Annotated in this window: 23 protein-coding genes; 4 read left to right on the top strand and 19 right to left on the bottom strand. The window is 65.8% G+C overall.

Going from position 1 to position 24,332, the window contains the following annotated elements; translation table 11 throughout:
* Positions 1–88 precede the first annotated feature (88 nt).
* From A7X65_RS11215 to A7X65_RS11245, 7 genes are all read right to left on the bottom strand, one after another.
* The gene (locus tag A7X65_RS11215) at positions 89–919 is read right to left on the bottom strand and encodes an OmpA/MotB family protein (protein WP_063684593.1); all 831 of its coding nucleotides are present in this window, start codon (positions 917–919) and stop codon (positions 89–91) included.
* Between the two features lie 24 nt (positions 920–943).
* Complete coding sequence (locus tag A7X65_RS11220) at positions 944–1,717, bottom strand: motility protein A (protein ID WP_014496127.1); 774 nt, start codon at positions 1,715–1,717, stop codon at positions 944–946.
* 193 nt (positions 1,718–1,910) lie between these two features.
* Positions 1,911–3,284 carry a lanthionine synthetase LanC family protein gene (locus A7X65_RS11225; protein WP_167358231.1) on the bottom strand — a complete coding sequence of 458 codons (1,374 nt, stop codon included), beginning with the start codon at positions 3,282–3,284 and terminating at the stop codon, positions 1,911–1,913.
* The gene (locus A7X65_RS11230) at positions 3,281–4,237 is read right to left on the bottom strand and encodes a T3SS effector HopA1 family protein (protein ID WP_156527727.1); all 957 of its coding nucleotides are present in this window, start codon (positions 4,235–4,237) and stop codon (positions 3,281–3,283) included. The genes A7X65_RS11225 and A7X65_RS11230 overlap by 4 nt, the downstream gene beginning before the upstream one ends.
* Complete coding sequence (locus tag A7X65_RS11235) at positions 4,230–5,414, bottom strand: phosphotransferase (protein WP_063684596.1); 1,185 nt, start codon at positions 5,412–5,414, stop codon at positions 4,230–4,232. Before A7X65_RS11235 ends, A7X65_RS11230 begins: the two co-directional genes overlap by 8 nt.
* Before the next feature lie 134 nt (positions 5,415–5,548).
* Positions 5,549–6,622, bottom strand: coding sequence for a hypothetical protein (locus A7X65_RS11240; RefSeq protein ID WP_063684597.1), 1,074 nt, complete (start codon positions 6,620–6,622; stop codon positions 5,549–5,551).
* Complete coding sequence (locus tag A7X65_RS11245) at positions 6,619–7,527, bottom strand: C1 family peptidase (RefSeq protein WP_063684598.1); 909 nt, start codon at positions 7,525–7,527, stop codon at positions 6,619–6,621. Before A7X65_RS11245 ends, A7X65_RS11240 begins: the two co-directional genes overlap by 4 nt.
* A 418-nt stretch (positions 7,528–7,945) precedes the next feature.
* Here A7X65_RS11245 and A7X65_RS11250 point away from each other — a divergent pair, with 418 nt between their 5' ends.
* Complete coding sequence (locus A7X65_RS11250; protein WP_063684599.1) at positions 7,946–8,239, top strand: hypothetical protein; 294 nt, start codon at positions 7,946–7,948, stop codon at positions 8,237–8,239.
* Positions 8,240–8,255: 16 nt separating this feature from the next.
* Here the strand turns inward: A7X65_RS11250 and A7X65_RS11255 are convergent, their stop codons facing one another.
* The 4 genes from A7X65_RS11255 to A7X65_RS11270 form a co-directional block, all read right to left on the bottom strand.
* Positions 8,256–8,975 carry an RraA family protein gene (locus A7X65_RS11255; RefSeq protein WP_063684600.1) on the bottom strand — a complete coding sequence of 240 codons (720 nt, stop codon included), beginning with the start codon at positions 8,973–8,975 and terminating at the stop codon, positions 8,256–8,258.
* A gap of 121 nt (positions 8,976–9,096) precedes the next feature.
* Positions 9,097–9,978: a CDP-alcohol phosphatidyltransferase family protein gene (locus A7X65_RS11260; protein ID WP_063684601.1), complete on the bottom strand. Its 882-nt coding sequence runs from the start codon at positions 9,976–9,978 to the stop codon at positions 9,097–9,099.
* Positions 9,979–10,063: 85 nt separating this feature from the next.
* Entirely contained in the window at positions 10,064–10,768 is a 705-nt protein-coding gene (locus tag A7X65_RS11265) for a phosphatidylserine decarboxylase (RefSeq protein WP_283806145.1), read from the bottom strand.
* Positions 10,769–10,849: 81 nt separating this feature from the next.
* The gene (locus A7X65_RS11270) at positions 10,850–12,808 is read right to left on the bottom strand and encodes an ABCB family ABC transporter ATP-binding protein/permease (protein WP_063684603.1); all 1,959 of its coding nucleotides are present in this window, start codon (positions 12,806–12,808) and stop codon (positions 10,850–10,852) included.
* A gap of 202 nt (positions 12,809–13,010) precedes the next feature.
* Between A7X65_RS11270 and A7X65_RS11275 the strand changes: the two genes are divergently transcribed.
* A complete protein-coding gene (locus A7X65_RS11275; RefSeq protein ID WP_063684604.1) occupies positions 13,011–13,616 on the top strand; it encodes an LOG family protein in 606 nt (201 codons plus the stop codon).
* Positions 13,617–13,676: 60 nt separating this feature from the next.
* On the opposite strand, the gene A7X65_RS11280 is transcribed toward A7X65_RS11275, so the two are convergent.
* From A7X65_RS11280 to cysS, 4 genes are all read right to left on the bottom strand, one after another.
* Complete coding sequence (locus A7X65_RS11280) at positions 13,677–14,054, bottom strand: VOC family protein (RefSeq protein ID WP_063684605.1); 378 nt, start codon at positions 14,052–14,054, stop codon at positions 13,677–13,679.
* Positions 14,055–14,199: 145 nt separating this feature from the next.
* Positions 14,200–15,798, bottom strand: coding sequence for a citramalate synthase (gene cimA / locus A7X65_RS11285; protein WP_063684606.1), 1,599 nt, complete (start codon positions 15,796–15,798; stop codon positions 14,200–14,202).
* Positions 15,795–16,286, bottom strand: a complete 492-nt coding sequence (locus A7X65_RS11290) for a GNAT family N-acetyltransferase (protein WP_063684927.1) — start codon at positions 16,284–16,286, stop codon at positions 15,795–15,797. Before A7X65_RS11290 ends, cimA begins: the two co-directional genes overlap by 4 nt.
* A gap of 115 nt (positions 16,287–16,401) precedes the next feature.
* Positions 16,402–17,781, bottom strand: a complete 1,380-nt coding sequence (gene cysS, locus A7X65_RS11295; RefSeq protein WP_063684607.1) for a cysteine--tRNA ligase — start codon at positions 17,779–17,781, stop codon at positions 16,402–16,404.
* 283 nt (positions 17,782–18,064) lie between these two features.
* Between cysS and A7X65_RS11300 the strand changes: the two genes are divergently transcribed.
* Positions 18,065–18,370 carry a hypothetical protein gene (locus A7X65_RS11300; protein WP_063684608.1) on the top strand — a complete coding sequence of 102 codons (306 nt, stop codon included), beginning with the start codon at positions 18,065–18,067 and terminating at the stop codon, positions 18,368–18,370.
* A 130-nt stretch (positions 18,371–18,500) separates the two neighbouring features.
* Positions 18,501–19,694 carry a DUF2865 domain-containing protein gene (locus tag A7X65_RS11305; RefSeq protein WP_063684609.1) on the top strand — a complete coding sequence of 398 codons (1,194 nt, stop codon included), beginning with the start codon at positions 18,501–18,503 and terminating at the stop codon, positions 19,692–19,694.
* A 176-nt stretch (positions 19,695–19,870) separates the two neighbouring features.
* Here A7X65_RS11305 and A7X65_RS11310 read toward each other — a convergent pair whose 3' ends face one another.
* The 4 genes from A7X65_RS11310 to A7X65_RS11325 form a co-directional block, all read right to left on the bottom strand.
* The gene (locus A7X65_RS11310) at positions 19,871–20,404 is read right to left on the bottom strand and encodes a putative immunity protein (protein WP_063684610.1); all 534 of its coding nucleotides are present in this window, start codon (positions 20,402–20,404) and stop codon (positions 19,871–19,873) included.
* Between the two features lie 228 nt (positions 20,405–20,632).
* Positions 20,633–22,390, bottom strand: a complete 1,758-nt coding sequence (locus A7X65_RS11315; protein WP_063684611.1) for an NAD+ synthase — start codon at positions 22,388–22,390, stop codon at positions 20,633–20,635.
* A gap of 26 nt (positions 22,391–22,416) precedes the next feature.
* A complete protein-coding gene (locus tag A7X65_RS11320; protein ID WP_063684612.1) occupies positions 22,417–22,770 on the bottom strand; it encodes a diacylglycerol kinase in 354 nt (117 codons plus the stop codon).
* 4 nt (positions 22,771–22,774) lie between these two features.
* A complete protein-coding gene (locus A7X65_RS11325) occupies positions 22,775–24,163 on the bottom strand; it encodes a class II 3-deoxy-7-phosphoheptulonate synthase (protein WP_063684613.1) in 1,389 nt (462 codons plus the stop codon).
* Positions 24,164–24,332 lie beyond the last annotated feature (169 nt).

Below are 24,332 nucleotides of genomic sequence, written 5' to 3' on the forward strand. Positions count from 1 at the left end.
CGCCGCCAGCGCGACGACATGCCTCAGGTAGAATGGTAGCGCAAGGGCCTGAAGCGCGAACCGTGCGTCGAGTTCGCTCGAAACCGCTCTATGGCTTCAGATTCGGCGGCAGCGGCGGATCTTCGCGCATGAGCGTGATGGTCACGCGCCGATTGGCGGCAAGCGAGGGATCGTCCGGAAACAGCGGCTGGGTGTCCGCCTTGCCGGAGACGGCGAAGATGTGGGAGGGCGGCAGGCCCTCGCGCTCCAGGATCTGGCGCACGGCGTTGGCGCGGTCGGCCGACAGGTCGAAGGCGCCGTATTCGCTGCGGGTCGGAACGAATCCAGCCGCGGTGTGACCGGCGATGGAAACGCGGAGCGGCGTCGCCTTGAGCGGGATCGCGAGCTTCTCGATCAACCGGCGCGTGCGGTCGTAAGGCACCTTGGAGCCGTCGGCGAACATCGAGCGCCCGTCCTGGTCGACGATCTCGAGGTTGAGCCCCTGCTTGGTCTCCTCGAACATGATGTGCTTGGACATCTCGGTCAGTTCCGGCATGTCCTGCAAGGCCTGGCGCAGCGAGGCCGCGGCGAGCGCGAAATTGCGGTCGACCTTGATCTTCGCGCCCGACGTCTTGTCGCGGTCCTCCTGGTCCGGGGTCGGCGTGTTGGAGGCGTCCTCGGGCTGGATATGGTCGACGTTCTTCAGCCGCGGGCGCGTCGGCAGGCCGTCGGACTCGACGATGCCGGCGTAGCGCGCCTCGCTCTGCACACCGAAGGCATCGCGCATCGAGCCGGCGACGATCTTCAGCTTGTTGGCGTCCTGCGTCGAGAACGCGACGAGCATCACGAAGAAGCTCATCATCAGGCCCATCAGGTCGGCGAAGGTCACGAACCAGCCGTGACCGCCACCGTGAGCATCGCCGCGTTTCTTCTTGGCCATCTCGCGAAATCCCGACGGGCGGCGTTAGGCCGGCACCGGCTCGCCTTCGGCGTGACGATGCTTCTCCGGCAGATAAGCCAGCAGCATTTCGCGCACGAGCGTGGGGCTCTTGGAGTCGCGGATCATCAGGATGCCGTCGATGATCAGGGTGCGGTTGGTTTCCTCGTCGAGCAGCTTGCCGTGCAACTTGTCGGCGATCGGCAGACAGAACAGGTTGGCGACGAGCGCGCCGTACAGCGTGGCGAGCAGCGCGGTCGCCATGAACGGGCCGAGCTTGGACGGGTCGGTCATGTTCGCGAACATCTGCACCATGCCGATCAGCGTACCGATCATGCCGAAGGCCGGGGCGCAGTCGCCGATGGCGCGGTAGATCTTGCTGCCCTCGTCGAGGTGCATGAGGAAGTTGTCGCGGTCGCGCTCGAGATTGTCGCGGATGAAGTCGAGGTCGTAGCCGTCGGCGACGTAGCGGATGCCCTTGGCCAGGAACGGCTCGTCGGTCTCGACCTTTTCCAGACCCACCGGGCCCTGCTTGCGGGCGATCTCGGCGATGCGGGCGAGCTCGTCAACGAGGTCGTGGGCCGACAGGCGGCTCATCGTGAAGGCGAATTTGGCGCCGAGCGGAAGGCCGTGCAGCAGCGCGCTGAGCGGAAAACGGATCATGGTGGCGGAGATCGAGCCGCCGAAGATGATGATCATGGCATGTTCGGAGATGAACATGTGGAGGTCGCCGCCCATGAAGATCATCGCCGTGATGACGATGATGCCCGCAATGAGCCCGACGCTCGTCATGATATCCATGGGAGACTCCAACGCGAACGCAACAACGGCCGTCCTGGCCGCTGGCGCGGCCCAACCCCGAACCGCATCGGAAACCCTAGAGTGCCGCCCTTAAAGCCGCGTAAAGGTTAAGTTGAGCCGATGCGCCGGACCGGGGCAGCGCGCTGAGCCGGCGCCCGCTTTGCTGGCCGCCGACACGGATCTCAACACTTTGCTAACCATAAGCGGTCCCAAGCGCCTTGCTCTCCGGGGCGACCAGCAGGACCGACGGTATCCGCGCCGGACGGGCGGCGCGCAGATAGAAATAGCCGGTGCCGGCGAGACCGAGCATCAAGCCGGGCGACTCCGGTGCACCGTCGATTCCGGACGGCCAGGGACGATGCTCGCGGGCGAAGTCCTGGATGCCGCGCGCCGCAACCGTGTCGACCAGGCCTCGCGCTTCGGAATCACCGGTCAGCTCCGCCCAGGTCAGGAACAGTTCGGCGTCGCCGGCAAGGCCGTGGCACAGCGAGTAGTTTGCCGAGGCCGGATTGCCGTTGAGCAGCGAACGCGCCGTCATCCTGAGCGCTGCGACCACGTCGCCGCGGTAGCGCTCGTCTGCCGTGATCCGCCAGGCCCGCATGCGCGCAAGCCCGATGCCGACCGCTCCATGGCACCAGGCGATGGGACCCGCTGACGTGCCATCGTTGCCGGCGTCGTGCAGACGCAAATCCGGCCAGCGATCATTCGCTGCGTCGAACCAGCTGTCCTCGTAGGCGAAGGCATCGCGTGCCGCATCCTGCATCCGGGCCTCGCCACTCGCCGCACCGAGCTCGAGCAACGCCCAGGCGATACCGCTGGCGCCGTGCGAAAATCCGATCAGGTTCGGGCGCGACCTGTCGCCGGCCTTGATGTCGGCCAGGCGCTCCGACACCCGGGACAGATCCATGGTGCCGGCGAGCTCGCCGAGCACGTCCCATGAAAGACCTCGTTCGTCGCGGCTTGCCCGGGCGAGCAGCATGTCGCCGCGCCTGCGCGCAGCATCCATCAGCCAGCCCTCCCCGCTGTCTGCGAACAGCCGAAGCAGCACAGGGATGACGCCGGCACTTCCCGACATCACGTCAATGACGGCATTGCCGTCGAGATTGGCTTCGGCCGCAGTGCGGACCAGCTCGAAGCCGCGCGCCACGAGCGTCGAATCTTCAAGACATCTGCCGACCTCGATCGCCGCGTAGCCGATCCCGACCTCGCCGGTATAGAAGCCGTACTTGATCCCCCCCGGAATATCCTTCGCGCGCGCCAGTGCGTGCCCGATCGCCGCGTGCGCGACGCGCTTGAAGGCCGGGTCCGCCAGTTCGCGGCCGAGATGTCCGAGGAACAGCGCAATGCCGGCCGTGCCGTCATAGAGGCCGGGACCGAGCGTGCCGCAGGCCAGCTGGTGCGATCCCGCATGCTCCTCGAACACCGGACCGAACCAGTTGCAGATGTTGCCGTGCCAGACCGCACTTCGCAGCAGCCGGGCGCCGATCCCGAACGCGGCGTCGAGATACGAGCCGCCGTCGCCGGACTTAGGCCGAAGATCGGCAGCAGCCGCCATGACACCGTTCATGACCATACCTCGTAGATGTCGGGCGAGCCGGGATTGAGATGGAGCGCCGCAAGGTCGAGCTTCGCCGCAGCGACGGTATCGGCAAACGCGCGCTCGAAGGCGTTCCAGACGAACCGGTCGTCCTCGTGCGCCGACATCAGCGCGGCCGCGACGAGCCGGCTCCTCGACGTGCCAAAACTGTCGCCGTGGCCGGGATCCTCCGCAAACCCGATGCCGCCGCTGAGCCGCTTGGCGAACAGCGGCACGTCATCCGCAAGCAAGCCATCGATCTCCGCGATCCCTGCGCGGATCGCCAGCACCGCCGCGCGAAAATGGTCCTGCGCCAGATAGAGCACGGCATTGTCGGTGCGGATGAAATCTGCGCCGCGCACCGTGATCTTGAACTGGAATGGAATTTGATAACGGTTCAGCGCGCCCGTCAGCGCCTTCACGAATGCCGCCGCATCGTTTGCGCCGACATTGAAATAGAGCCGCACCAGCGGACTGAGGTCATTGGCATCGACGAAATTCTCGCCGAAGCAGTACAGGAACCCCGGTTGCTGGCTGCGCGATCCCGCGGGCAATTGCACCGTGAGCGAGGCGCCGCTGCGTGCCGGCAGGACGCCGTCGGCGACCATGAACTGGCCGGCCATCAAGCGGCGCGACCGGCCATGCCTGATGGCGACCACTCCGCCATCGGGTGCGTGCTCCAGCAGCGACCAGCCGCTCTCGACGCGCGGCCGCGTCGCGTTGGCCTGCTCAAGCTCGGCGGTCAGGTCGGCATCGGGATTGGCGAGGTCCGGCGGCGGAGGGTATGGCTGCATATAGACGTGCTGATAGACGGCGGCACTGAGCGAAGCCGAAAGGTCGGCCCCGGCCTGACCGATCGAGCGCTCCAATAACCGGATCGTCCCCTTGCCATCCACGCTCAGCGCCTCGACGAAGCGTTGCAACCGTCCCGTCGGCTCACACATGCTGCGCCTCATGGGTCAGGGATTGTTCGAGCGCGGCTTGCGACGATGGCGCGGACGGCATCGCATCCGGCGCCTGATTCCGCCGAATGCCGAGCAGCTCGCCCGCGGCCTGCCGCGGATTTTCGAACACGTTGAAAGCGATCTGCAGCACCAGCAGCAGGCGCGGATCGCCGACCTCGACATGCGCGCTCATCTCATAGGCGGAGATCAGCATGCGCGCGGCCATCATCCGCACGCAGCGATCGAGGAACGCGTCGGTGACAGGACGATAAGCGGCGCTGCCCTGGACATAGCCGTCCCAGAAGGAAGAGATCGCCGACTGCACGTCGTCGATCGGCAAGGCTGCATTGGCCAGCAGCGCGTCCGGGCTGGTGCCGCCATTCGCGGACATCGAGCCGATCCAGAAATTGACATAGGCCTGCAGGATGCCGGCGGCATCCCAGGCCGCATCGCCGATATCGGCAAGCTCCCAGTCGATGACGAGCAATCTCTGCTGCTCGGGCGCGGCCTTGCGCGGCGCGAGCAGGCAGTTCTCCCACTTCATGTCGGTGTGGATCAGCGTATCGCGCTGCCAGTCCTCTCGGATTGCGGCGAGATGGGCGGCAAGACCGGGCGCCTCCAGCAGCAGATCGGTCAGCGACGAGGCCGCTCGGCTGCGGCGCAGGCGCGAGACATCGGACTCGATGTGAAGGTCGCAGATCCACGGCGGCTTCTGCGGAAACAGCGCGGCCTGTGGCTTGCCGGGCTCGAAGCGGATACGGTGATAGCCGGCGATCGCCCGTCCGAGCCGGCGCGCCAGATCGGGCGGACACCGGCGCAGGCGGCGGTGATGCTCGGCGACGTTCTCGGCATCGTCGACGAGCTGCACCACGAGGATGTTCTGGCTTTCGTCGAAATCGTGAAAGGCGGGCAGCAGCTCGCGGAGCGGCACCAGACGCTCGTCGCCGAATGCGCCGCGATAGATCTCCGCTTCGCGCTTGACGGTCTCGATGCTCATCGGCTCGGTGGCGATGGCCTGCTTGATGAAGAAGCCGGGACCACCACGCTGCGTCACGCGCACGAAGCGGTTGCGGCTTCTGCTCATCGAAACCGCAAGTCCTCCTGCAACCACCGCGTCCTGATCGAGCAGCTTCTTCTGCACCAGGAAACGGACGATGTTTCGCGTGACGATCTCCATGCCGGCTCCGCTCCTGCAATGCCCTACCCGCGCAAGACGACCGCCGGTCGCTGTGACCGGCGATCGCCATGCCTATGATGTCTGCTTGTCTCCCGGGTGCGCGCGTCGCCGCGCCCACCCGGATTCGTGCAACGCTAGACGGTGCAAACCAGCGTCCAGGCGCCGCTGCCGCAGCCGACGCCGCCTTGCTGTGCCTGACGGAGCTGGTCCACCTGCTGGGCGCTGAGCGTGCATGCGAGCGTGCCGAGCACGTTGCCGCAATCGGCACCGACCGCACCGCCCTGCTGCGCGGCGAAGGTGCAGCCAGCGGTCCACATCACGTTCTTGCAGCCCTCGCCGACGCTCCCCTGCGCGCCCTGCTGGCCCGCGAAGGTGCAACCGGCCGTCCACATCACGTTCTTGCAGTCGGCTCCGCCGCCCACGGCGCCTTGCGCTCCGCCCTGACCGCCGGCGGCGGCCTGCGCCACCATTTGCGTGCCGACCGTGCAGAACGTCGTTGCGGTGATCTGGATGCAGCCAAAGCCGCCGCCGCCGTGTCCGCCCTGCTGCTGGCCTGCGAAGGTGCAGCCGGCCGTCCACATCACGTTCTTGCAGTCCGCGCCGACAGCACCGTGCGCGCCCTGCTGCCCCTGGGGCATCGTGCAAAACGCTGTCATGGTGACCGGCGAACAGTCACCGCTGCCCTGGCCGCCCTGCTGACCCGCAAAGGTGCAGCCGGCCGTCCACATCACGTTCTTGCAGCCCTCGCCGCCTTGCGCGGCCTGCGGCCCCTGCTGCAGCGTGCATGCAAGCGTGCCATACAGATTGACGCAACCGACCGCCCCTCCGGACTGTCCCTGCGCGGCAGCCTGGGCGACGGCCTGGGTGCCGACCGTGCAGAACGTCGTCGCGGTGATCTGGATGCAGCCGAAGCCGCCACCGCCGTGTCCGCCCTGCTGCTGGCCCGCGAAGGTGCAGCCGGCCGTCCACATCACGTTCTTGCAGTCCGCGCCGACAGCACCTTGCGCGGCCTGCTGGCCGTGGGCTGCGAGCGTGCAGGCGAGCGTGCCGAGCACGACGCCACAGCCGGCCTGGCCGGCCTGCGGCGAAGCGAACGTACAGCCCGCGGTCCACAACACGTTCTTGCAATCGTCGCCGAAGGCACCGCCTTCGGCGAATTTCTGTTGAAGCTGTCCGCGAAGATATTGAGCCGCGGGATGATTGCTCATTGGGCGTCTCCTGAAGTCTGGTTATCGTTGTTCGGGATCTTGAAGATGGGGTCGTCGATGTCGAACCAGTCCGCCTTGAGAAGTGACCACCAGTCGATCGCAAGGCCACGCAGGACATATTCATAGGGAAGCCAGCCGTAGCCATCATTGCCCCAGTCTGGGCCCCATGAATTTCGAATCCGGAGCGCGCCCGTCGTGGCTGCGCCTCCGGCCGGATTCTCGATGACGTGCGCGTCGTCATATCCGACCGCGACGACGGCATGTCCGCCGATGCCCTGCTCGTTCTCGGCGGGAAAAGGAATGTTGCCGGTGCTGCCGGCCGAAGCGATCGACTTGAAAAGGTAGAACCCGAAAGCTGCAGGCAGCCCGGCCGCCAGATGGGCCTTGATGCGCTTGAGCACATCCTCCGGAGCGGTCCCTTGCGGGTCGTATCGGTAATATTGCAGCGCCCGATAGTTCGACGCGAAGGCGTACATGAACGCAGGCGGCTCCAGCGTCAGCGTCTCCGGACCGGCCGGCCAGAACAGCTCCGGCGGCGCGCCGAACAGGACCAGCGACTCCATCGCCGTCCGCAAATACGCACCGGCGTCCTGGCTCGTTCCCAGCATGTTGCGGGTGGTCTTGTAGATGAACATCCGCGACGGCGTGACCGCGATCGATTTCGTCCTGATCTCGAAATACTGGATCAGGCCGCCAATCGCGTTTGCGGTGCAGGAGTTGGTCTGCCCCTGATCGAACACTTCAGGGAAATATTGCTGCAGGTTCACGGCCGGCGGCACGGCCAGCGCGACCGCCCCCTCGCCGAACACCTTTCGCAGATGCGCCTCGATCGCGGGCGCAGTCGGGCCCGGGTCGAGTTCAGATGGCGGATCAGGAATCCACCCCGTGCCCGTCGTGACAATCATGGCTCACCCCGCCGTGGTGGAACCGGACCGCGCGCGGTCCAAAAGAAATACAATCTTAAATCGTCTACAATCTAAGATTATGTGTTTCATATATTGCTACCAAACGCGAGTGACATTCCCGTGTAGTTGCCATGAAATCACATACAACCTCTGCGGCGTGTCGCCTCACCGCACGAGGAAGTGAATGTCCGCAGGCTCTTTGCGAACGACCGTTCACGGAAGATGAGTATCGTCTCATCATTGCAACGCAGCGCTTGGCCCTCGCGCGCATGACATCGTCGAAATCGAGCGGACTGCCCGGGCGAGGCAACGGTGACGATCCGCGGGCGGCACCGCGTCCCTGCGCCGCACCCGCCGCGAGCGGCGATGCGATATTCTACGCCCGTGCGGTACGCTCCATCACGGGAGCCGATTTGCAATGTTGACGCTGTTCAGTCTTCTCACCGCACTGCCTGCGGTGCTGGCGCTTCATCTGCTCGAGCCGGAACTCGTGCTGCCGGCCTTCAGCGCGCTGCTGTTTGTCGAGGCCGGCTTCGCCGTGATCGCAGCGCGGCTGCTTCACAGCCCCGACAGCGCAGACGACATTACCCTGTGGGATCTTGCCGGCGGCTTCACCCTGATCGGATGTGCCGCCGCGGTGTTCGGCGAGCCCGATCAGGCCGCCCTGTTTCTGACGGAACAGGGCGACCCGCGGCCGCAATCGCGGCCGTAGGCCACCCCGTCACAACTCAGTGGATCTCCGCCGAGCGCTTCAGCGCGGCCTTCAGCTTCTCCAGCGAGAAGTCGGGGCTGCGCGCGATCTCGAGGATCGGCGTCTCGCGGCGGCCGCAGAGCTCGGCGGCCTCGGGCAGCTTTGCCGCGATGTCGTGCGGGATCACGATGGCGCCGTGCTGGTCGGCATGGATCAGGTCGTCGGACTTCACGGTCATGCCGGCGACGCGCACCTCACCACCAAAGCTCTCGGCATGCACCCATGCATGCGACGGGCCGATCGAGCCCGCTAGCGCCTGGAAGCCCGGAGCCCATTGCGGGATGTCGCGGATCGAGCCGTCGGTGATGACGCCGAGGCAGCCGAGCGCCTTGTGCACGTTGCTCTGCACCTCGCCCCAGAACGCGCCGTAGCCGACGTCGGGACCGTCGATGTCCTGGATCACCGAGATACGCGGACCGTGGCCGGTGCCGACATATTCGTAATATTCGATGCGGCGCTTCGACTGCTCCTCCGCCGGCAGCGAGGATTTCAGCACCGAGCGGATCGCGACCGTGCGGGCATAGCCGACGATCGGCGGCAGATCGGGGAACGGGCAGACCAGTTGCTTGGTGGTGTAGCCGATCAGACGGCGCTCGGGCGCCACGATCTCCATGGCATTGCAGATCGTCGGGGTGTCATAGCGGCCCAGCGCTTCGAGAACGGAAGCAGGCAGCGGCCCGGTCACGGTATTCGTCACGGCGTTATCTCCCAGATTGGCGGCTGATTGACGCAATGCCGCCGGCACAGGGCGATATAGCCGAGATCGGGCTTCAACCCAACCAAGGCCGGCCTCATGGCAGATATCCGCGCGTGGCCGCTCAGTGCAGCCGGCCGGGCCGGTCGTCGTCGTGCGGGGGCTCGGACAAATTCGCCAGCGTCGGCGCCGAGGGCGGCGACGGGACTTCCCCGCCTGACGGCCCGGCCGCTTCCATCGCACGCGCCTGGTCGCGATAGGATTTGTAGCCGAGCGGCAGGGCGAGCAGATACAGCACCGTGCCGATCGAGAGCACGTGCCAGGGATAGGCGATCAGCAGCGCGATGAAGACGATCACCGCGACGAAGGCCGGCAGCACCAGCTCGGGCGGCACCCGCATCCGCTTGGTCTTGCCGGAGAACACCGGCAGGCGCGACACCATCAGGAAGGCGATCAGCAGCGTGTAGGCCGCCGTCACCGACGCGGGCAGCCGGCCGAGATCAAGGAACGCGACATAGATCGGCAGCAGCACGGTGATCGCGCCGGCGGGAGCCGGCACGCCGGTGAAGAAATTGGCGGCGAATGCCGGCTTGTTCGGATCGTCCATCGTGGCGTTGAAACGCGCGAGCCTTAAGCCCCCGGAGATCGCGAACACCATGGCGGCGATCCAGCCGGCATTGCCGAGCTCGTGCAGCTGCCAGAAATACAGCATCAGGCCGGGCGCCACGCCGAAATTGACGAAATCGGCGAGGCTGTCGAGCTCGGCGCCGAATTTCGACTGTCCCTTGAGAATGCGCGCGACGCGGCCGTCGATACCGTCGAGCGCGGCCGCGAACACGATGGCGTAAACCGCGAGCGACATCCGCCCCTCGATCGACAGGCGGATCGAGGTCAGGCCGGCGCAGATCGCCAGCAGCGTGATGACGTTGGGCACCAGCATCCGCACCGGAATCGGGCGGAACCGCCGGCGGCGGACGTCGGGATCCTTGTACTCGTAGGGCGTCATGGCTCGTCCTTATCCTAAGGCGAGATATAGCAAGCCCCGTCCCCCTCCGCCATTGCGGCGGAAGGCCCGCAAGGACCGACTTTGGTTAATTGGCGCGGAAGGCGCGGCTGGGGTCTTCGCCGGCAAGGTCGGCCAGAATGGTCTCGCCGGCGATCGCGGTCTGCCCTTCCGAGACCAGCGCCTTGGTGCCGACCGGCAGGTAGACATCGAGCCGCGAGCCGAAGCGGATCAGGCCAAAACGCTCGCCGGCGCCGATCGCCTGCCCTTCCCTGACGAAACAGACGATGCGCTTGGCGACGAGCCCTGCGATCTGGACCACGCCGATCCGCGCATTGGGTGTCGAGATGACCAGCGAGTTGCGCTCGTTGTCCTCGCTCGCCTTGTCGAGCTCGGCATTGATGAACAGGCCGGGCCGATAGGCGATGCGATCCACCCTGCCCGCCAGGGGAGCGCGGTTCACGTGGCAGTTGAACACGCTCATGAACACCGAGATACGCGGCAGCGGCCGGTCGCCGAGGCCGAGCTCGGCCGGCGGCAGCGCCATGGTGATCATCGAGACGCGGCCGTCGGCCGGCGACACCACGAGCCCCTCGCGCACCGGCGTCACCCGCACGGGGTCGCGGAAGAACAGCGCGCACCACACGGTGAGGATGGTGCCGATCCAGCCCAGCGGCGACCACAGCCAGAACAGGATCAGGCTTGCCAGCGCAAAGCCGCCGATGAAGGGATAGCCCTCCTTGTGGATCGGCGGGATCTGACGCTGGATCGAATCGAGAATGGACATCGCTATCTGCCGCTCAGGGTTGATTGCACGCGGGCATCTCCCGGTGCGGTGGGCCTGTTTAGGCCAGAGTTGGGACCCGAGACAAGGTCACTCCGCGGCCGCCGGCGCCGTCAGGGCGTCGTCGACCGGCGGCGGCTCCCGGTTGGGGGCCTCGCTGCTGTCGGCCATCTGGGCCAGTTTTTCGCGCGCCGCCTCGGCCTCGCGCTGCCTGTTCCACATGCTGGCGTAGAGGCCGCCCTGCGCCAGCAGGTTGGCGTGGGTGCCGCGCTCGGCGATGCGGCCCTGGTCCAGCACGATGATCTCGTCGGCGCCGACGATGGTGGAGAGCCGGTGCGCGATCACCAGCGAGGTGCGGTTCCTGGCGACGCGGTCGAGCGCGCCCTGGATCTCGTGCTCGGTGTGGGTGTCCAGCGCCGAGGTCGCCTCGTCCAGCACCAGGATCGGCGGCGCCTTGAGCACGGTGCGCGCGATCGCGACGCGCTGCTTCTCGCCGCCCGACAGTTTCAGGCCGCGCTCGCCGACCTGGGTCTCGTAGCCCTTCGGCGCCATGCGGATGAAATGATCGATCTGGGCGAGGCGCGCCGCCTCCTCCACCTCGGCATCGCTGGCGTCCCAGCGGCCATAGCGGATGTTGTAGCGGATGGTGTCGTTGAACAGCACGGTGTCCTGCGGCACCATGCCGATCGAGGCGCGAAGGGAGTCCTGCGTCACCGCGCGGATGTCCTGGCCGTCGATCAATATCTTGCCGCCAGAGACGTCGTAGAGGCGGAACAGCAGGCGCGAGATGGTCGACTTGCCCGCGCCGGAGGGACCGACGATCGCAACCGTCTTGCCGGCGGGCACCTCGAAGCTGATGCCCTTGAGGATCGGGCGCGTCGGCTCGTATGCAAAGCGGACATCCTCGAAACGAACGGTGCCGGCGGTGACGGCCAGCGGCCTCGCGTCGGGCGCATCCTTGATCTCGGCCTCGCGGTGGAGCACGCCGAACATCTTCTCGATGTCGATAATCGCCTGCTTGATCTCGCGATAGACCATGCCCATGAAATTCAGCGGCTGGTAGAGCTGGATCATCATGGCATTGACCAGCACGAAATCGCCGACCGTGTTGGTGCCGTTGCGCACGCCGATCGCGCACATCAGCATGGTCGCGGTCAGGCCCAGCGTGAAGATCACGGCCTGCCCCGTGTTGAGGACGGCGAGCGAGGTGTAGGTGTGGACGCTCGCCTCCTCGTAGCGCGCGACCGATCTGTCGTAGCGCTGCGCCTCGCGCGCTTCGGCGCTGAAATACTTCACGGTCTCGTAGTTCAGCAGCGAGTCGATCGCCTTGGTGTTCGCCTCGGTGTCGGAATCGTTCATCTTGCGGCGGATGCCGATCCGCCATTCGGTCGCAATGTAGGTGTAGTACATGTAGACCGTGACGGTGATCAGCGTCGCCACCACGTAGCGCCAGTCGAACTGCCAGAGCAGCACGGCCATCAGCAGCGAGACCTCGACGATGGTCGGGATCAGCTGCAGGATCACCATGCGCACGATGACCTCGATGCCCTCGCGCCCGCGCTCGAGCACGCGCGTCAGGCCCCCGGTCTTGCGCTCCAGGTGGAAGCGCAGCGACAGCTCGTGCATGTGAATGAAGGTGATGGTGGCAAGCTTGCGCACCGCATGCATGGCGACGCGCGCGAAGATGCCGTCGCGCCATTGCGTCAGCACCGCCATCATGATGCGCATCGCGCCGTAGCTCGCCGTCAGCAGCAGAGGCGAAGCGATCACCCAGAGGTGCCAATTGTCGGCCGCGACGGGCGCGGTGTCGGCGCCGGTCAGCGCGTCGGTGGCCCATTTGAAGCTGAACGGCACCGCGAGCGTGATCAGCTTGGCGGCGAGCAGCAGCACCAGCGACCAGACCACGCGCATCTTGAGGTCGAAGCGGTCGCCCGGCCAGATATAGGGCCACAGATGCGCCAGCGTGCCCATCAGCGTGGCCCGTTCCGGCGACCCGCCGGCCGGAGGATTGGGAACGTCGGCGCCGTCCAAGGATTGGGGTTGGTCCATCAAAAAGCCTGAAAGCCCGCCGGATGCGGAGCGTCGCTGCGATTAACGATTTTCGCCTGTCATATAGAGCCTTCCCGATGCGCGCGCACCCCGCCAGATGGCGAATCTTCGATTGTTTGTCGTCATTTACCGGTAGATTTCCGGGTAGTCCGAATCACCGAATGGGCTTGACGCCTCTTCGCTGCAATGCATCATGACACCAATGAGCACCATCAAAACCGTCTGTGTCTATTGCGGCTCCGGCCCCGGAACCAATCCCCGCTTCACCGAAGGCGCCAAGGCGTTCGGCAAAGCCCTCGCCGATAACAACATCCGCCTCGTCTACGGCGGAGGCTCGCTCGGCCTGATGGGCTCGGTCGCGACCTCCGTGCTGGATCACGGCGGCACCGTCACCGGCATCATTCCGGAATTCCTGCGCAAGCGCGAGAACGCGCTGACCCGCGTGCAGGAGATGATCGTCACCCCCGACATGCACGAGCGCAAGCGACTGATGTTCGAGCGCTCCGACGCCTTCGTGGCGCTGCCCGGCGGCGTCGGCACGCTGGAGGAGCTGGTCGAGCAGCTGACCTGGAAGCAGCTCGGCCGTCACGCCAAGCCGGTGCTGCTCGCCAATATCGACAATTTCTGGGAGCCGCTGTTCTCGCTGCTGTCGCACATGCGCCAGACCGAGTTCATCCGCGCCGGCCTCTCGGTCGACATCCTCAAGGCCGATCGCGTCGAGGAGATCCTGCCGAAGCTGAAGGCGGCGGCGGCACAGATCGCCGAGGCGGAAAAGCAGCTCGCCCCGGAAGTCGCGCGCAAGCTGTAAGGGCTTTTGTTTGCGCATGATCTATCCGGAAAACCGCTGCACACTTTTCCGGATCATGCGCTACTCGCTCGGAAACGTCACCGCCTCGATCCGGTTGCCATCGGGATCGAAGACGAAGGCCGCGTAATAGCGCACGCGGTCATGCGGGCGAATGCCGGGCGCGCCGTCGGAGGCGCCGCCGGTTGCGAGCGCGGCGGCGTGAAACGCATCGATCTCGGCTGTCGTCTTCGCCCGCAGGCAGATGTGCACGCCGCTCTCAGGCGCGACGCGCGGCATGGCTTCGCGCAGATTGATCCAGAATTCCGGATAGGCCTTGCCAAAGCCGACCGTACGCGGCCGCGTCACGAGACGCGTGAGGCCGAGGGCGGCGAGCGTTGCCTCGTAGAATTTTGCCGAGCGATCGAGATCGCTGACGCCGACGGAGATGTGGTCGATCATTGGTCGCGCTCCTCCCTCTCCTCGTCATTGCGAGCGAAGCGAAGCAATCCAGACCGCGTTCGCGGAGACAGTCTGGATTGCTTCGTCGCTTCGCTCCTCGCAATGACGGTGCTTGTGGCACCGTCATCGCCCACGTCGCAGTCCTCTACGCCGGCGCGCCCGATTTCACGAGCTTGTAGATCACCGAATCCATCAGCGCCTGGAACGAGGCGTCGATGATGTTCGGGGATACGCCGACCGTGGTCCAGCGATCGCCGTTCTCGTCTTCGCTCTCGATCAGCACGCGTGTGACCGCGCCGGTGCCGCCGTTGAGGATACGGACGCGGTAGTCGATCAGCGTCAGCCCCTCGATATATTTCTGGTACTTGCCGAGATCCTTGCGCAAGGCGACGTCGAGCGCGTTGACGGGGCCGTTGCCTTCGGCGGCCGAGATCAGATGCTCGCCGGCCACGTCCACCTTCACCACCGCCAGCGCCACCGTGACGCGCTCGCCATGCGAATTGTAGCGCTGCTCGACATTGACGTCGAACTGCTCGACCTCGAAATAATGCGGCACCTTGCCGAGCGTGCGGCGCGCCAGGAGATCGAACGAGGCGTTGGCGGATTCATAGGCATAGCCCTGCGCCTCGCGCTCCTTCAGCTCCTCGACAAGACGCGTCAGTTTCGGATCGCTCTTCTCGTAGGCGATCCCGGCGCGGTCGAGCTCGGCGATGACGTTGGAGCGGCCGGCCTGGTCGGATACCAGCACCTTGCGGTGATTGCCGACCAGCTCCGGCAGCACGTGCTCGTAGGTCTGCGGGTCCTTCAGCACGGCGGAGGCGTGGATGCCGGTCTTGGTGACGAAGGCGCTTTCGCCGACGTAAGGAGCATGCCGGTTCGGCACGCGGTTGAGCATGTCGTCGAGCGTGCGCGACACCTTCACCAGCGTCGCCAGCTTCTCCGCGGTGACGCCGATCTCGAAGGCGTCCGCAAACTCCTTCTTCAGCTTCAAGGTCGGGACCAGCGAGCAGAGATTGGCGTTGCCGCAGCGCTCGCCAAGGCCGTTCAGCGTGCCCTGGATCTGCCGCGCGCCGGCGCGCACCGCGGCGAGCGAATTGGCCACCGCCTGCTCGGTGTCGTTATGGGCGTGGATGCCGACGTGGTCGCCCGGGATGTGCTTCGTCACCTCGGTGACGATGGCCTCGATCTCGTTCGGCATGGTGCCGCCATTGGTGTCGCACAGCACCACCCAGCGTGCGCCGGCATCAAAGGCGGCCTTGGCGCAGGCGAGTGCGAAATCGGCATCTTCCTTGTAGCCGTCAAAGAAGTGCTCGCAGTCGAGCATGACCTCGCGCCCGGCCGCCTTCGCCGCAGTGACGCTGTCGCGGATCGAGGCGAGGTTTTCCTCTTTCGTCGTCTCCAGCGCGACGCGCACCTGATAGGCCGACGACTTCGCCACGAAGCAGATCGCATCCGCCTTGGCTTCCAGAAGACCGGCGACACCGGGGTCGTTCGAGACCGAGCGCCCGGCCCGCCGCGTCATACCGAAGGCGGTGAAGCGCGCGTGCTTGAACTTCGGCTTGGCACCGAAAAATTCGGTGTCGGTCGGGTTGGCACCTGGATAGCCGCCCTCGACATAGTCGATGCCGAGATCATCCAACATCGCGGCGATGACCTGCTTGTCTTCAAGCGTGAAATCGACGCCATTGGTCTGCGCGCCGTCGCGCAGCGTGGTGTCGAACAGATAAAGGCGCTCCCTGCTCATGCCGCGGCTCCGAGCGTCTTCTTCATGGTGGTGTTGGCGAGCCATTCGTCGTTGATGGTGATGCTGTTGCGCTGCTGGGCGGTGTAGCCGCGCTTGGCGAAGAAGCCTTCGGCGGTATCGCTGGCATCGACCGTCAGGCTCTTTGCGCCGCGACCGCCGGCGAGCTTCTCCAGCGCGTCGACCAGCATGCTCGCGATGCCCTGCCCGCTGACGGCCGGATGCACGTAGAGCATGTGGATGTGATCGGCGCCGCGCAACGAGGCGAATCCGACCGGCGAGCCCTCGAGCGTCGCGATCAGTGTCAGGTCGGAGGCGAGCTGCTTGCCGAACTCCTCGTCCTCCGCCCTTTCCATCCAAGCCTGCTGCTGCGCCTCGCTGTAGTCGTCGCCGGTCAGCTGCTCGATGCTGGCGGCGAAGATCGCGGCGAGCACGGGCACGTCATCAGGCAGGAACGGCCGCAGGCCGGGCTTTGGCAAAGTCTGTCCCATCGTCTTCACCACATCCCATAGAGTTTGAGCACGATCGCCACCGCGGCGCCGAGCAGCACGATCTTCAGCGCGATGTAATAGAGCCAGTGCCGCGGGAACGGCGTGTCGGGCCGCTTCATCGCGAAACCTCCCAGGTCGTCCCCTCCTTGGAGTCCTTGATCGCAACGCCCATCGCGGCGAGCAGATCGCGGATGCGATCGGACTCCTTGAAGTCTTTCCGCGCGCGCGCAGCTGTCCGCTCCGCAAGCAGGCGCTCAACCTCCCCGGCATCGACCCCGCTCGCCTGCTGCTTGCGCCCTTCCCACTGCGCCGCGGTCTCCGACAGGAAGCCGAGCAGCCGCAACGAACCGGACAATGCAGCGGCATCGCCGCGCAAGCCATGCAGCGCCGCGATCGCCAGCGGCGTATTGAGATCGTCGAGCAGCGGCTCGACCACCGACGCAGCGGGGCTGGCCGGCGCGACGTCGGCCGCGGTGCGATACCAGTCGTCGAGCGTCTTGGCGCTCTCCTCCAGCGACTTCATGGTCCAGTCGATCGGCGAGCGGTAATGCGTCTTCAGCATGTTGAGACGCAGTACCTCGCCCGGCCAGTCCTCGAGCAACTCGTGGATGGTGATGAAGTTGCCGAGCGACTTCGACATCTTCTCGCTCTCGACCTGCAGGAAGCCGTTGTGCATCCAGTAGTTCGCCATACGCTCTTGGTGGAAGGCGCAGCAAGTCTGCGCGACCTCGTTCTCGTGATGCGGAAACACGAGATCGATACCGCCGCCATGGATGTCGAAATGTTCGCCGAGATGCTTCCAGGCCATCGCCGAGCACTCGATGTGCCAGCCTGGACGGCCCTCGGCCTTGATGCCGGCCGGCGACGGCCACGACGGCTCGCCCGGCTTGGACGGCTTCCACAGCACGAAGTCGGTGTTGCCCTTCTTGTAGGGCGCGACATCGACGCGGGCACCGGCGACCATCTCGTCCAGCGAACGGTTGGACAGCGCGCCATAGCGCGGCAGCCCGTCATTGGCCGCGTTCATCGCCTGCGGCGAGAACAGCACGTGGTCCTCGGCGGCGTAGGCAAAGCCGCCTTTGATCAGCCGCTCGATGATCTCGCGCATCTCGACGATGTGCTCGGTCGCACGCGGCTCGACGCTTGGCCTGAGCGCACCGAGCGCATCGACATCGGCGTGAAACTGCTTGCCGGTCTGCTCGGTCACTTTCCGGATCGCCTCGTTCAATGGCAGACCGGGAAAGTCGCGCGCGGCGCGGTCGTTGATCTTGTCGTCGACGTCGGTGATGTTGCGGACATATTTGACGTGCGCCTCGCCGTAAGCGTGGCGCAGCAGCCGAAACAGCACGTCGAACACGATCACCGGCCGCGCATTGCCGATATGGGCGAAGTCGTAGACGGTCGGTCCGCAGACATACATGCGGACGTTGTTCGCATCGAGCGGCACGAAGGTGCGCTTGTCCCGGCTCAGCGTATCGTAGAGGCGTAATTCCATATGGATACCCGTCGGCTGTTGGCCGGGCGTCCAGTGCTCTCAATGTGTTTGAGAAAAGACGGCTCCAGCCAGCGAATCGCTAGCTCGTAATCTCGCAAATGATGCAAATGGCGAGGAGACCGTTCATGCGGGAACATATGGGCTATGAGGCCGCCTTCCGTCAAGGGAGCCGCGAAAATGCCGCCTTCTGCCCGCAATGCGCTCGCGCCCGCCGCAATGGTTCCATTCTCCTTAACCTTTTGAGTTTATTGAGATGCGGGCGGTTTCCAGCCCCCGGTGCCCCATGCGATCCCTGTTCGCGCTCGTCCTTTGCGGCTCGATTGCCGCGTCATCCGTCGCCTTTGCCGAGACGCGTGTCTTCATCATCGCCAACCAGGCGGATGGCTACGGTGTCGACCAGTGCCTGGCCAAAGGCGACAAATGCGGGGCACAGGTCGCGCGGACCTATTGCCAGTCACGGGATTTTGCCCAGGCTTCGGCCTATCGGCGGGTCGATCCCGACGAAATTACCGGCTCTGTCCCCAAAACCGGCGCAAACTGCTCCCATGGCCATTGCAACGAATATGTCGCAATCACCTGTCAGCGCTGAATTCCCTCGGCGCTGGCGGACCTTAGGACCAGTCTTCGGCCCCTGAAACGACGTGACGATGCCGCAGGAAGCGGCTATTGGGTGGGCGCGCTTCGGCCCCCAAATCACGCTGGGCCGTGACCTCGCTAGAATGGCGGATATGCCTGAATTTTTGTCCCTCTCCCGTGCCCGCTCCTTCCTTGCCTGCACCGTGCTCCTCGGCACCGTCGTGCTCGCCAATGGCGCTTTCGCGCAGGCCGGACCGCCCGGCCCGCCGCCTCAGCCGGGCCAGAACGGGCTTGGTCCCAATCCGATGTGCGTGCGGCTAGAAGGCCAGCTCGCCGCGCTCGATCGCGGCGGCGGCGGTGGCGACCCCGCGCGCGAAGAGCAGATCCGCCGTTATCAGGACTCCCAGGCCAAGCAGCAGGCCGAGCTCGATCGCGTCACCATGCAGGCCAAGCGCATGGGCTGCGATTCCTCCGGCTTCTTCTCGCTGTTCAACGGCCAGTCGGCGCAGTGCGGTCCGGTCAACACCCAGATCCAGCAGATGCGCGCCAATCTGGATCAGATCACCGGCAATCTCGAGCGCCTGCGCAGCGCAGGCGGCGCCAGCCCCGAGCGCGACAACCAGCGCCGCTCGGTGCTGATGGCGCTGGCGCAGAACGGTTGCGGCCCGCAATACGCCAACGCGGCGCAGTCGCAGGGCGGCGGCAATTTCCTGAGCAACCTGTTCGGCGGCAACAATCCGAACAACCCGAACAATCCGCAAGGCGTGCCGCCCTCCGACCTCGGTCCGCAATCCGGCACCTTCCGCACCGTGTGCGTGCGCACCTGCGACGGCGCCTATTTCCCGATCTCGTTCGCGACCGTGCCGGCGCGCTTCCCCGACGACGAGAAGACCTGCAAGGCGCTGTGCCCGGCCGCCGAGGCCGTGCTCTACACCCACCGCAATCCCGGCGAGGACATGAACTCCGCCGTCTCGGTCGGCGGCCAGCCCTACACGGCGCTGCCGACGGCGTTCAAATTCCGCAGCGAGTTCAACCCGTCCTGCTCCTGCAAGGCGGCCGGACAGACCTGGGCCGATGCGCTGAAATCGGCCGACGACAAGGCTGCAGTCGAGCAGCAGGGTGACATCATCGTCACCGAGGAGAGCGCCAGGAAGATGCAGCAGCAGCGCCTCAACAAGGGCGCGCCGCAGCCTGCCAACGCCAAGAAGGGCGCAGCGCCGACGACGGCCACCGCACCCGCTGCGACCCCGCCGGCCGATCCAGCCCCCGCGACCTCGTCGGAGAACAAGCCGATCCGCTCCGTCGGCCCGACGTTCCTGCCGCAGCAGCAGAAGTAAGCACCCACGAACTCAGCCGTCATACCCCGCGAAGGCGGGGTATCCAGTAGTCCGCGGCGACAACTGGTTTTCACGATGTCCGCCGCGGAGTACTGGATCATCCGCCCCAGTGCGCAATTGCGCACAAGGCGGATGATGACAGCGCCGTAGGCGGCGAGGCCGCTCGTCCACTCCGCTTACGACGGCTCGCCGCGTAGCCTCCGGTCGATTGTACGCATGAGTTCGCCAACCCGGCCGCCACCGGACGGTGCGAGCGGGTAGCGACGCAGGACCTCAACGAGCCCAGGGGTTGCACGCTGAAGCGCGCGCTCAAGATAGTCGGCACCGCCACCGGGGACATCACCCGCTGCAAGTTCGACGGCCCGCGCAGCGTGGGCAGCGGCGCCAAGAATATGCCTGACCTGCGTTGAACGCGCCAAAGGATGAAGATAGGCCGCAGACGAGGCACTCATCGCCGCCCGCGCGACCTGGCTTGCCGCGGCATCTTCGGCTTCCTTTGCCGCCCTCAGCGCAGCCCAGGCTGCATCGCGCAAGGCCTTCCCCCGCTTGCCTCCGCACGCGAAGGTTCGCGCGGCTTCGACTGCGTCGCGCGGACGAAAATCCTCAGGGCGGGATCGTTCGAAGATCTCCAGCACCTCCGCGGCATTTTCCGCCGCGTACGCCGCGACCACACGGATGTCCTCCATGTCCAGTGCGATCTCGTCTGCCATGCTCCGCCCGCCCGACACCAACAGCCGACTACGCCTATGTGCCGCAGCAGCAGAAGTAAGCAACCACAAACTCAGCTGTCATGCCCGCGAAGGCGGGGCATCCAGCACTCCGCGGCGGGGATTGGTTCCGACAATGTCCGCCGCGGAGTACTGGATCATCCGCCTGCGCGGATGATGACAGCGTTCTGTGTGGCGAGAGCGTCCGTCACACGAGCTTGCGCTTGAGACTCACCCCTCGAATGCGTCGATCGAGGCCCGGCTGCCGCGCGACACCAGCGTCTCGTCTGCCACCGGCAGCTTCTCGCCCTTGTCGCGAAAGCGGTTGGTGATGGGATAGCGGCGGTCGCGGCCGAAATTCCTGGCCGTCACCTTCACGCCGGGCGCGGCCTGACGGCGCTTGTATTCGGCGACGTTGAGCAGATGGTCGATGCGGGTGACGGTGTCGCGCTCGAAGCCGGCGGCGATGATCGCCTCGAGCGGCTCCTCGCGTTCGATCAGCCCTTCGAGGATGGCGTCGAGCACGTCGTAAGGCGGCAGCGAATCCTGATCGGTCTGGTTCTCGCGCAGCTCCGCCGTCGGCGGGCGCGTGATGATATCGGGCGGGATCACTTCGCCTGCGGGGCCGAGCGCGCCATCCGGCTTCCAGCCATTGCGCAGAGTCGACAGGCGAAACACCTGCGTCTTGTAGATATCCTTGATCGGGTTGAAGCCGCCGTTCATGTCGCCGTAGAGCGTGGCATAGCCGACCGACATCTCCGACTTGTTGCCTGTGGTCACCACCATCAGGCCGGTCTTGTTGGAGATCGCCATCAGCAGCGTGCCGCGGGTGCGGGCCTGGAGGTTCTCCTCGGTGATATCAGGCGGCAGGTTCTTGAAGAGGCCCGACAGGATCGTCTCGAAGCCGGTCACGGCTTCGGCGATCGGCAGCACCTCGTAGCGGATGCCGAGATGGCCGGCGAGCTCGCCGGCATCGGCGATCGAGTGCGCGGCCGTGTAGCGATAGGGCAGCATCACGCCATGCACCTGGTCGGCGCCGAGCGCGTCCACGGCGATCGCGGCGCAAAGCGCGGAATCGATGCCGCCGGAGATGCCGAGCAGCACGCCGGGAAAGCCGTTCTTGCCGACATAGTCGCGCAGGCCCAGCACGCAGGCGGCGTAGTCGGCCTTGTCACCCTCGAGCTGCTCCGCGGTCGGCCCCGCGCAGCGCCAGTCGTCGCCATTCCTGGTGAAGCGTAGCGTCGTGATACTCTCCTCGAACGCCGGCAATTGCGCTGCGAGCGACAAATCGCCGTTGAGCGCGAACGAGGCGCCGTCGAACACCAGCTCGTCCTGACCGCAGACCTGATTGAGATAGACCAGCGGCAAGCCGCTCTCGGTCACGCGCGCGACCGCGACCGACAGGCGCACGTCACTCTTGTCGCGGGCGTAGGGCGAGCCGTTCGGCACCAGGATGATCTCGGCGCCGGTCTCGGCCAGCGTCTCGACCACGTTCTCGTAGTCCTCGGACTCTTCCAGCCAGATGTCCTCGCAGATCGGCACGCCGATCCGAACGCCGCGCACGGTCACGGGGCCTGCGGCGGGGCCGCGCGAAAACAGCCGCTTCTCGTCGAACACGCCGTAGTTCGGCAGATTGCACTTGAACCGCAACGCCGCGATGCGGCCGCCATCGAGCAGCGCGCAGGCATTGTAGAGCCTGCCCTCCTCGACCCAGGGCGTGCCGACCAGCATCGCCGGCCCGCCACCGGCGGTCTCGCGCGCGAGGCTTTCGATGGCCGCGCGGCAGGCGGCCTGGAAGGCCGGCTTCTGCACCAGATCTTCCGGCGGATAGCCAGCGATGAACAATTCCGGAAACAGCACGAGATCGGCGCCGTCGGCAGCGGCTCGCGCGCGGGCCGCGCGCACCTTGGCGGCATTCCCCTCGATATCGCCCATGGTCGGATTGAGCTGGGCGAGCGTGACCGCGAATGCGTTGAGACGTTCGGTCATGGCCGCCCCTTATCCGCTTCCAATGGCTAGACGAAACCCAACCGCTCGACGATGGCAAAGATCCAGAACGCGCCCGCCATCAGCAGCGCAACGCCGACGGCAGCCGAGCCCATGTCCTTGACGCGGCCGATCTGCTTGTCGTGGTCCATGGTCAGGCGGTCGGCGAGCTTCTCGATCGCGGTGTTGAGCAGCTCGACCGTCAGCACGAACGCGACCGCGCAGACCAGTTCGACCGCGCGCATCGCGGTCGCGGCGATCAGCCAGGCGGCCGGCACCGAGAGGATGAGCGCAAAAATCTCCTCACGGACCGCCTGCTCCGACCGGAACGCAAAGGCCAGACCGTTACGGGAATTGATCGTGGCCTTCCAAATCCGCAGCAAGGTGTTAGAGCCCCGCTGCGGCCGGCATCGGCTTGACCTTGCCTGCCCGTTCCTGCTTGAGCAGCTCGGCGACCAGGAAAGCCATATCGATGGATTGCTCGGCATTGAGACGGGGATCGCAGACCGTGTGATAGCGGTCGTTGAGGTCCTCGTCGGTGATCGCGCGGGCGCCGCCGAGGCACTCGGTGACGTCCTGGCCGGTCATCTCCAGGTGCACGCCGCCGGCATGGGTGCCTTCCGCGGCGTGGATCGCGAAGAACGACTTCACCTCGGACAGGACGCGGTCGAACGGCCGCGTCTTGTAGCCTGACGTCGAGGTGATGGTGTTGCCGTGCATGGGATCGCACGACCAGACCACCACCTTGCCCTCACGCTTCACCGTGCGGATCATGTTCGGCAGATGCTCGCCGACCTTGTCGGAGCCGAAGCGGCCGATCAGCGTCAGCCGGCCGGGCTCGTTGTCGGGGTTGAGCACGTCGATCAGCTTCAACAGCTCGTCGGGCTTGAGCGACGGGCCGCACTTCAGGCCGATCGGGTTCTTGATGCCGCGGAAATACTCGATGTGGCCGTGATCGAGCTGACGGGTGCGGTCGCCGATCCAGATCATGTGGCCCGAGGTCGCGTACCAGTCGCCGGTCGTGGAATCGACGCGGGTCATGGCCTGCTCGTAGCCGAGCAGCAGCGCTTCGTGGCTGGTGTAGAAATCGGTGGCGCGCAGCTCGGGATGGCTCTCGAGGTCGAGGCCGCAGGCGCGCATGAAGTTGAGCGCATCCGAGATGCGGTCGGCCAGCTCCTTGTAGCGGCGGGACTGCGGGCTGTCCTTGAGGAAGCCGAGCATCCATTCATGCACGCTGCCGAGATTGGCGTAGCCGCCGGTCGCGAAGGCGCGCAGCAGGTTCAGCGTCGCGGCCGACTGGCGGTAGGCCATCAGCTGGCGTTGCGGATCCGGAACACGCGCTTCCTTGGTGAAGGCGATGTCGTTGACGATGTCGCCGCGATAGCTCGGCAGCTCGATGCCATTCAGCTTTTCGGTCGGCGACGAGCGCGGCTTTGCGAACTGGCCGGCAATGCGACCGACCTTCACCACCGGCACGGCGCCGGCATAGGTCAGCACCACCGCCATCTGCAGCAGCACGCGGAAGAAGTCGCGGATGTTGTTGGCGCCGTGCTCGGCAAAGCTCTCGGCGCAGTCGCCGCCCTGGAGCAGGAAGGCCTCGCCGGCCGCAACGCGCGCCAGCGCCTTCTTCAGATTGCGCGCCTCGCCCGCGAACACCAGCGGCGGAAAGGTCGCAAGCTGCGCCTCGACGTCGGCCAAAGCCTTGGCGTCGGGATATTCGGGCACCTGTAGCACCGGCTTGCTGCGCCAGGACTCGGGCGTCCATCGCTCGGACATCGCAATCTCTCCGTGAAGCAAAAAGCGCAACCTGATCTGTGGGTTGCGAGGGCCGCCTTATACACAGGCTAAAACGACACCGCCAGTTGTAAATCCGTTTTGCATTGCAAACCCTTGCGGGCAAAGCTGAATTCGCATTTGCTGGGGGCAGCGAGGAAACCGGCAAGAT

Source organism: Bradyrhizobium stylosanthis (assembly GCF_001641335.1).
GTDB lineage: Bacteria > Pseudomonadota > Alphaproteobacteria > Rhizobiales > Xanthobacteraceae > Bradyrhizobium > Bradyrhizobium stylosanthis.

Excerpts from the sequence above, each read along its gene's own strand:
- A7X65_RS11260 (WP_063684601.1), bottom strand. The coding sequence starts at position 9,978 with ATGACGCCCTACGAGTACAAGGATCCCGACGTCCGCCGCCGGCGGTTC.
- A7X65_RS11250 (WP_063684599.1), top strand. The coding sequence starts at position 7,946 with ATGTTGACGCTGTTCAGTCTTCTCACCGCACTGCCTGCGGTGCTGGCG.
- A7X65_RS11225 (WP_167358231.1), bottom strand. The coding sequence starts at position 3,284 with ATGAACGGTGTCATGGCGGCTGCTGCCGATCTTCGGCCTAAGTCCGGC.
- A7X65_RS11220 (WP_014496127.1), bottom strand. The coding sequence starts at position 1,717 with ATGGATATCATGACGAGCGTCGGGCTCATTGCGGGCATCATCGTCATC.
- A7X65_RS11240 (WP_063684597.1), bottom strand. The coding sequence starts at position 6,622 with ATGAGCAATCATCCCGCGGCTCAATATCTTCGCGGACAGCTTCAACAG.
- A7X65_RS11300 (WP_063684608.1), top strand. The coding sequence starts at position 18,065 with ATGCGATCCCTGTTCGCGCTCGTCCTTTGCGGCTCGATTGCCGCGTCA.
- cysS (WP_063684607.1), bottom strand. The coding sequence starts at position 17,781 with ATGGAATTACGCCTCTACGATACGCTGAGCCGGGACAAGCGCACCTTC.
- A7X65_RS11315 (WP_063684611.1), bottom strand. The coding sequence starts at position 22,390 with ATGACCGAACGTCTCAACGCATTCGCGGTCACGCTCGCCCAGCTCAAT.
- A7X65_RS11290 (WP_063684927.1), bottom strand. The coding sequence starts at position 16,286 with ATGGGACAGACTTTGCCAAAGCCCGGCCTGCGGCCGTTCCTGCCTGAT.
- A7X65_RS11235 (WP_063684596.1), bottom strand. The coding sequence starts at position 5,414 with ATGGAGATCGTCACGCGAAACATCGTCCGTTTCCTGGTGCAGAAGAAG.
- A7X65_RS11275 (WP_063684604.1), top strand. The coding sequence starts at position 13,011 with ATGAGCACCATCAAAACCGTCTGTGTCTATTGCGGCTCCGGCCCCGGA.
- A7X65_RS11230 (WP_156527727.1), bottom strand. The coding sequence starts at position 4,237 with ATGTGTGAGCCGACGGGACGGTTGCAACGCTTCGTCGAGGCGCTGAGC.
- A7X65_RS11215 (WP_063684593.1), bottom strand. The coding sequence starts at position 919 with ATGGCCAAGAAGAAACGCGGCGATGCTCACGGTGGCGGTCACGGCTGG.
- A7X65_RS11245 (WP_063684598.1), bottom strand. The coding sequence starts at position 7,527 with ATGATTGTCACGACGGGCACGGGGTGGATTCCTGATCCGCCATCTGAA.
- A7X65_RS11280 (WP_063684605.1), bottom strand. The coding sequence starts at position 14,054 with ATGATCGACCACATCTCCGTCGGCGTCAGCGATCTCGATCGCTCGGCA.
- A7X65_RS11325 (WP_063684613.1), bottom strand. The coding sequence starts at position 24,163 with ATGTCCGAGCGATGGACGCCCGAGTCCTGGCGCAGCAAGCCGGTGCTA.
- A7X65_RS11310 (WP_063684610.1), bottom strand. The coding sequence starts at position 20,404 with ATGGCAGACGAGATCGCACTGGACATGGAGGACATCCGTGTGGTCGCG.
- A7X65_RS11305 (WP_063684609.1), top strand. The coding sequence starts at position 18,501 with ATGGCGGATATGCCTGAATTTTTGTCCCTCTCCCGTGCCCGCTCCTTC.
- cimA (WP_063684606.1), bottom strand. The coding sequence starts at position 15,798 with ATGAGCAGGGAGCGCCTTTATCTGTTCGACACCACGCTGCGCGACGGC.
- A7X65_RS11270 (WP_063684603.1), bottom strand. The coding sequence starts at position 12,808 with ATGGACCAACCCCAATCCTTGGACGGCGCCGACGTTCCCAATCCTCCG.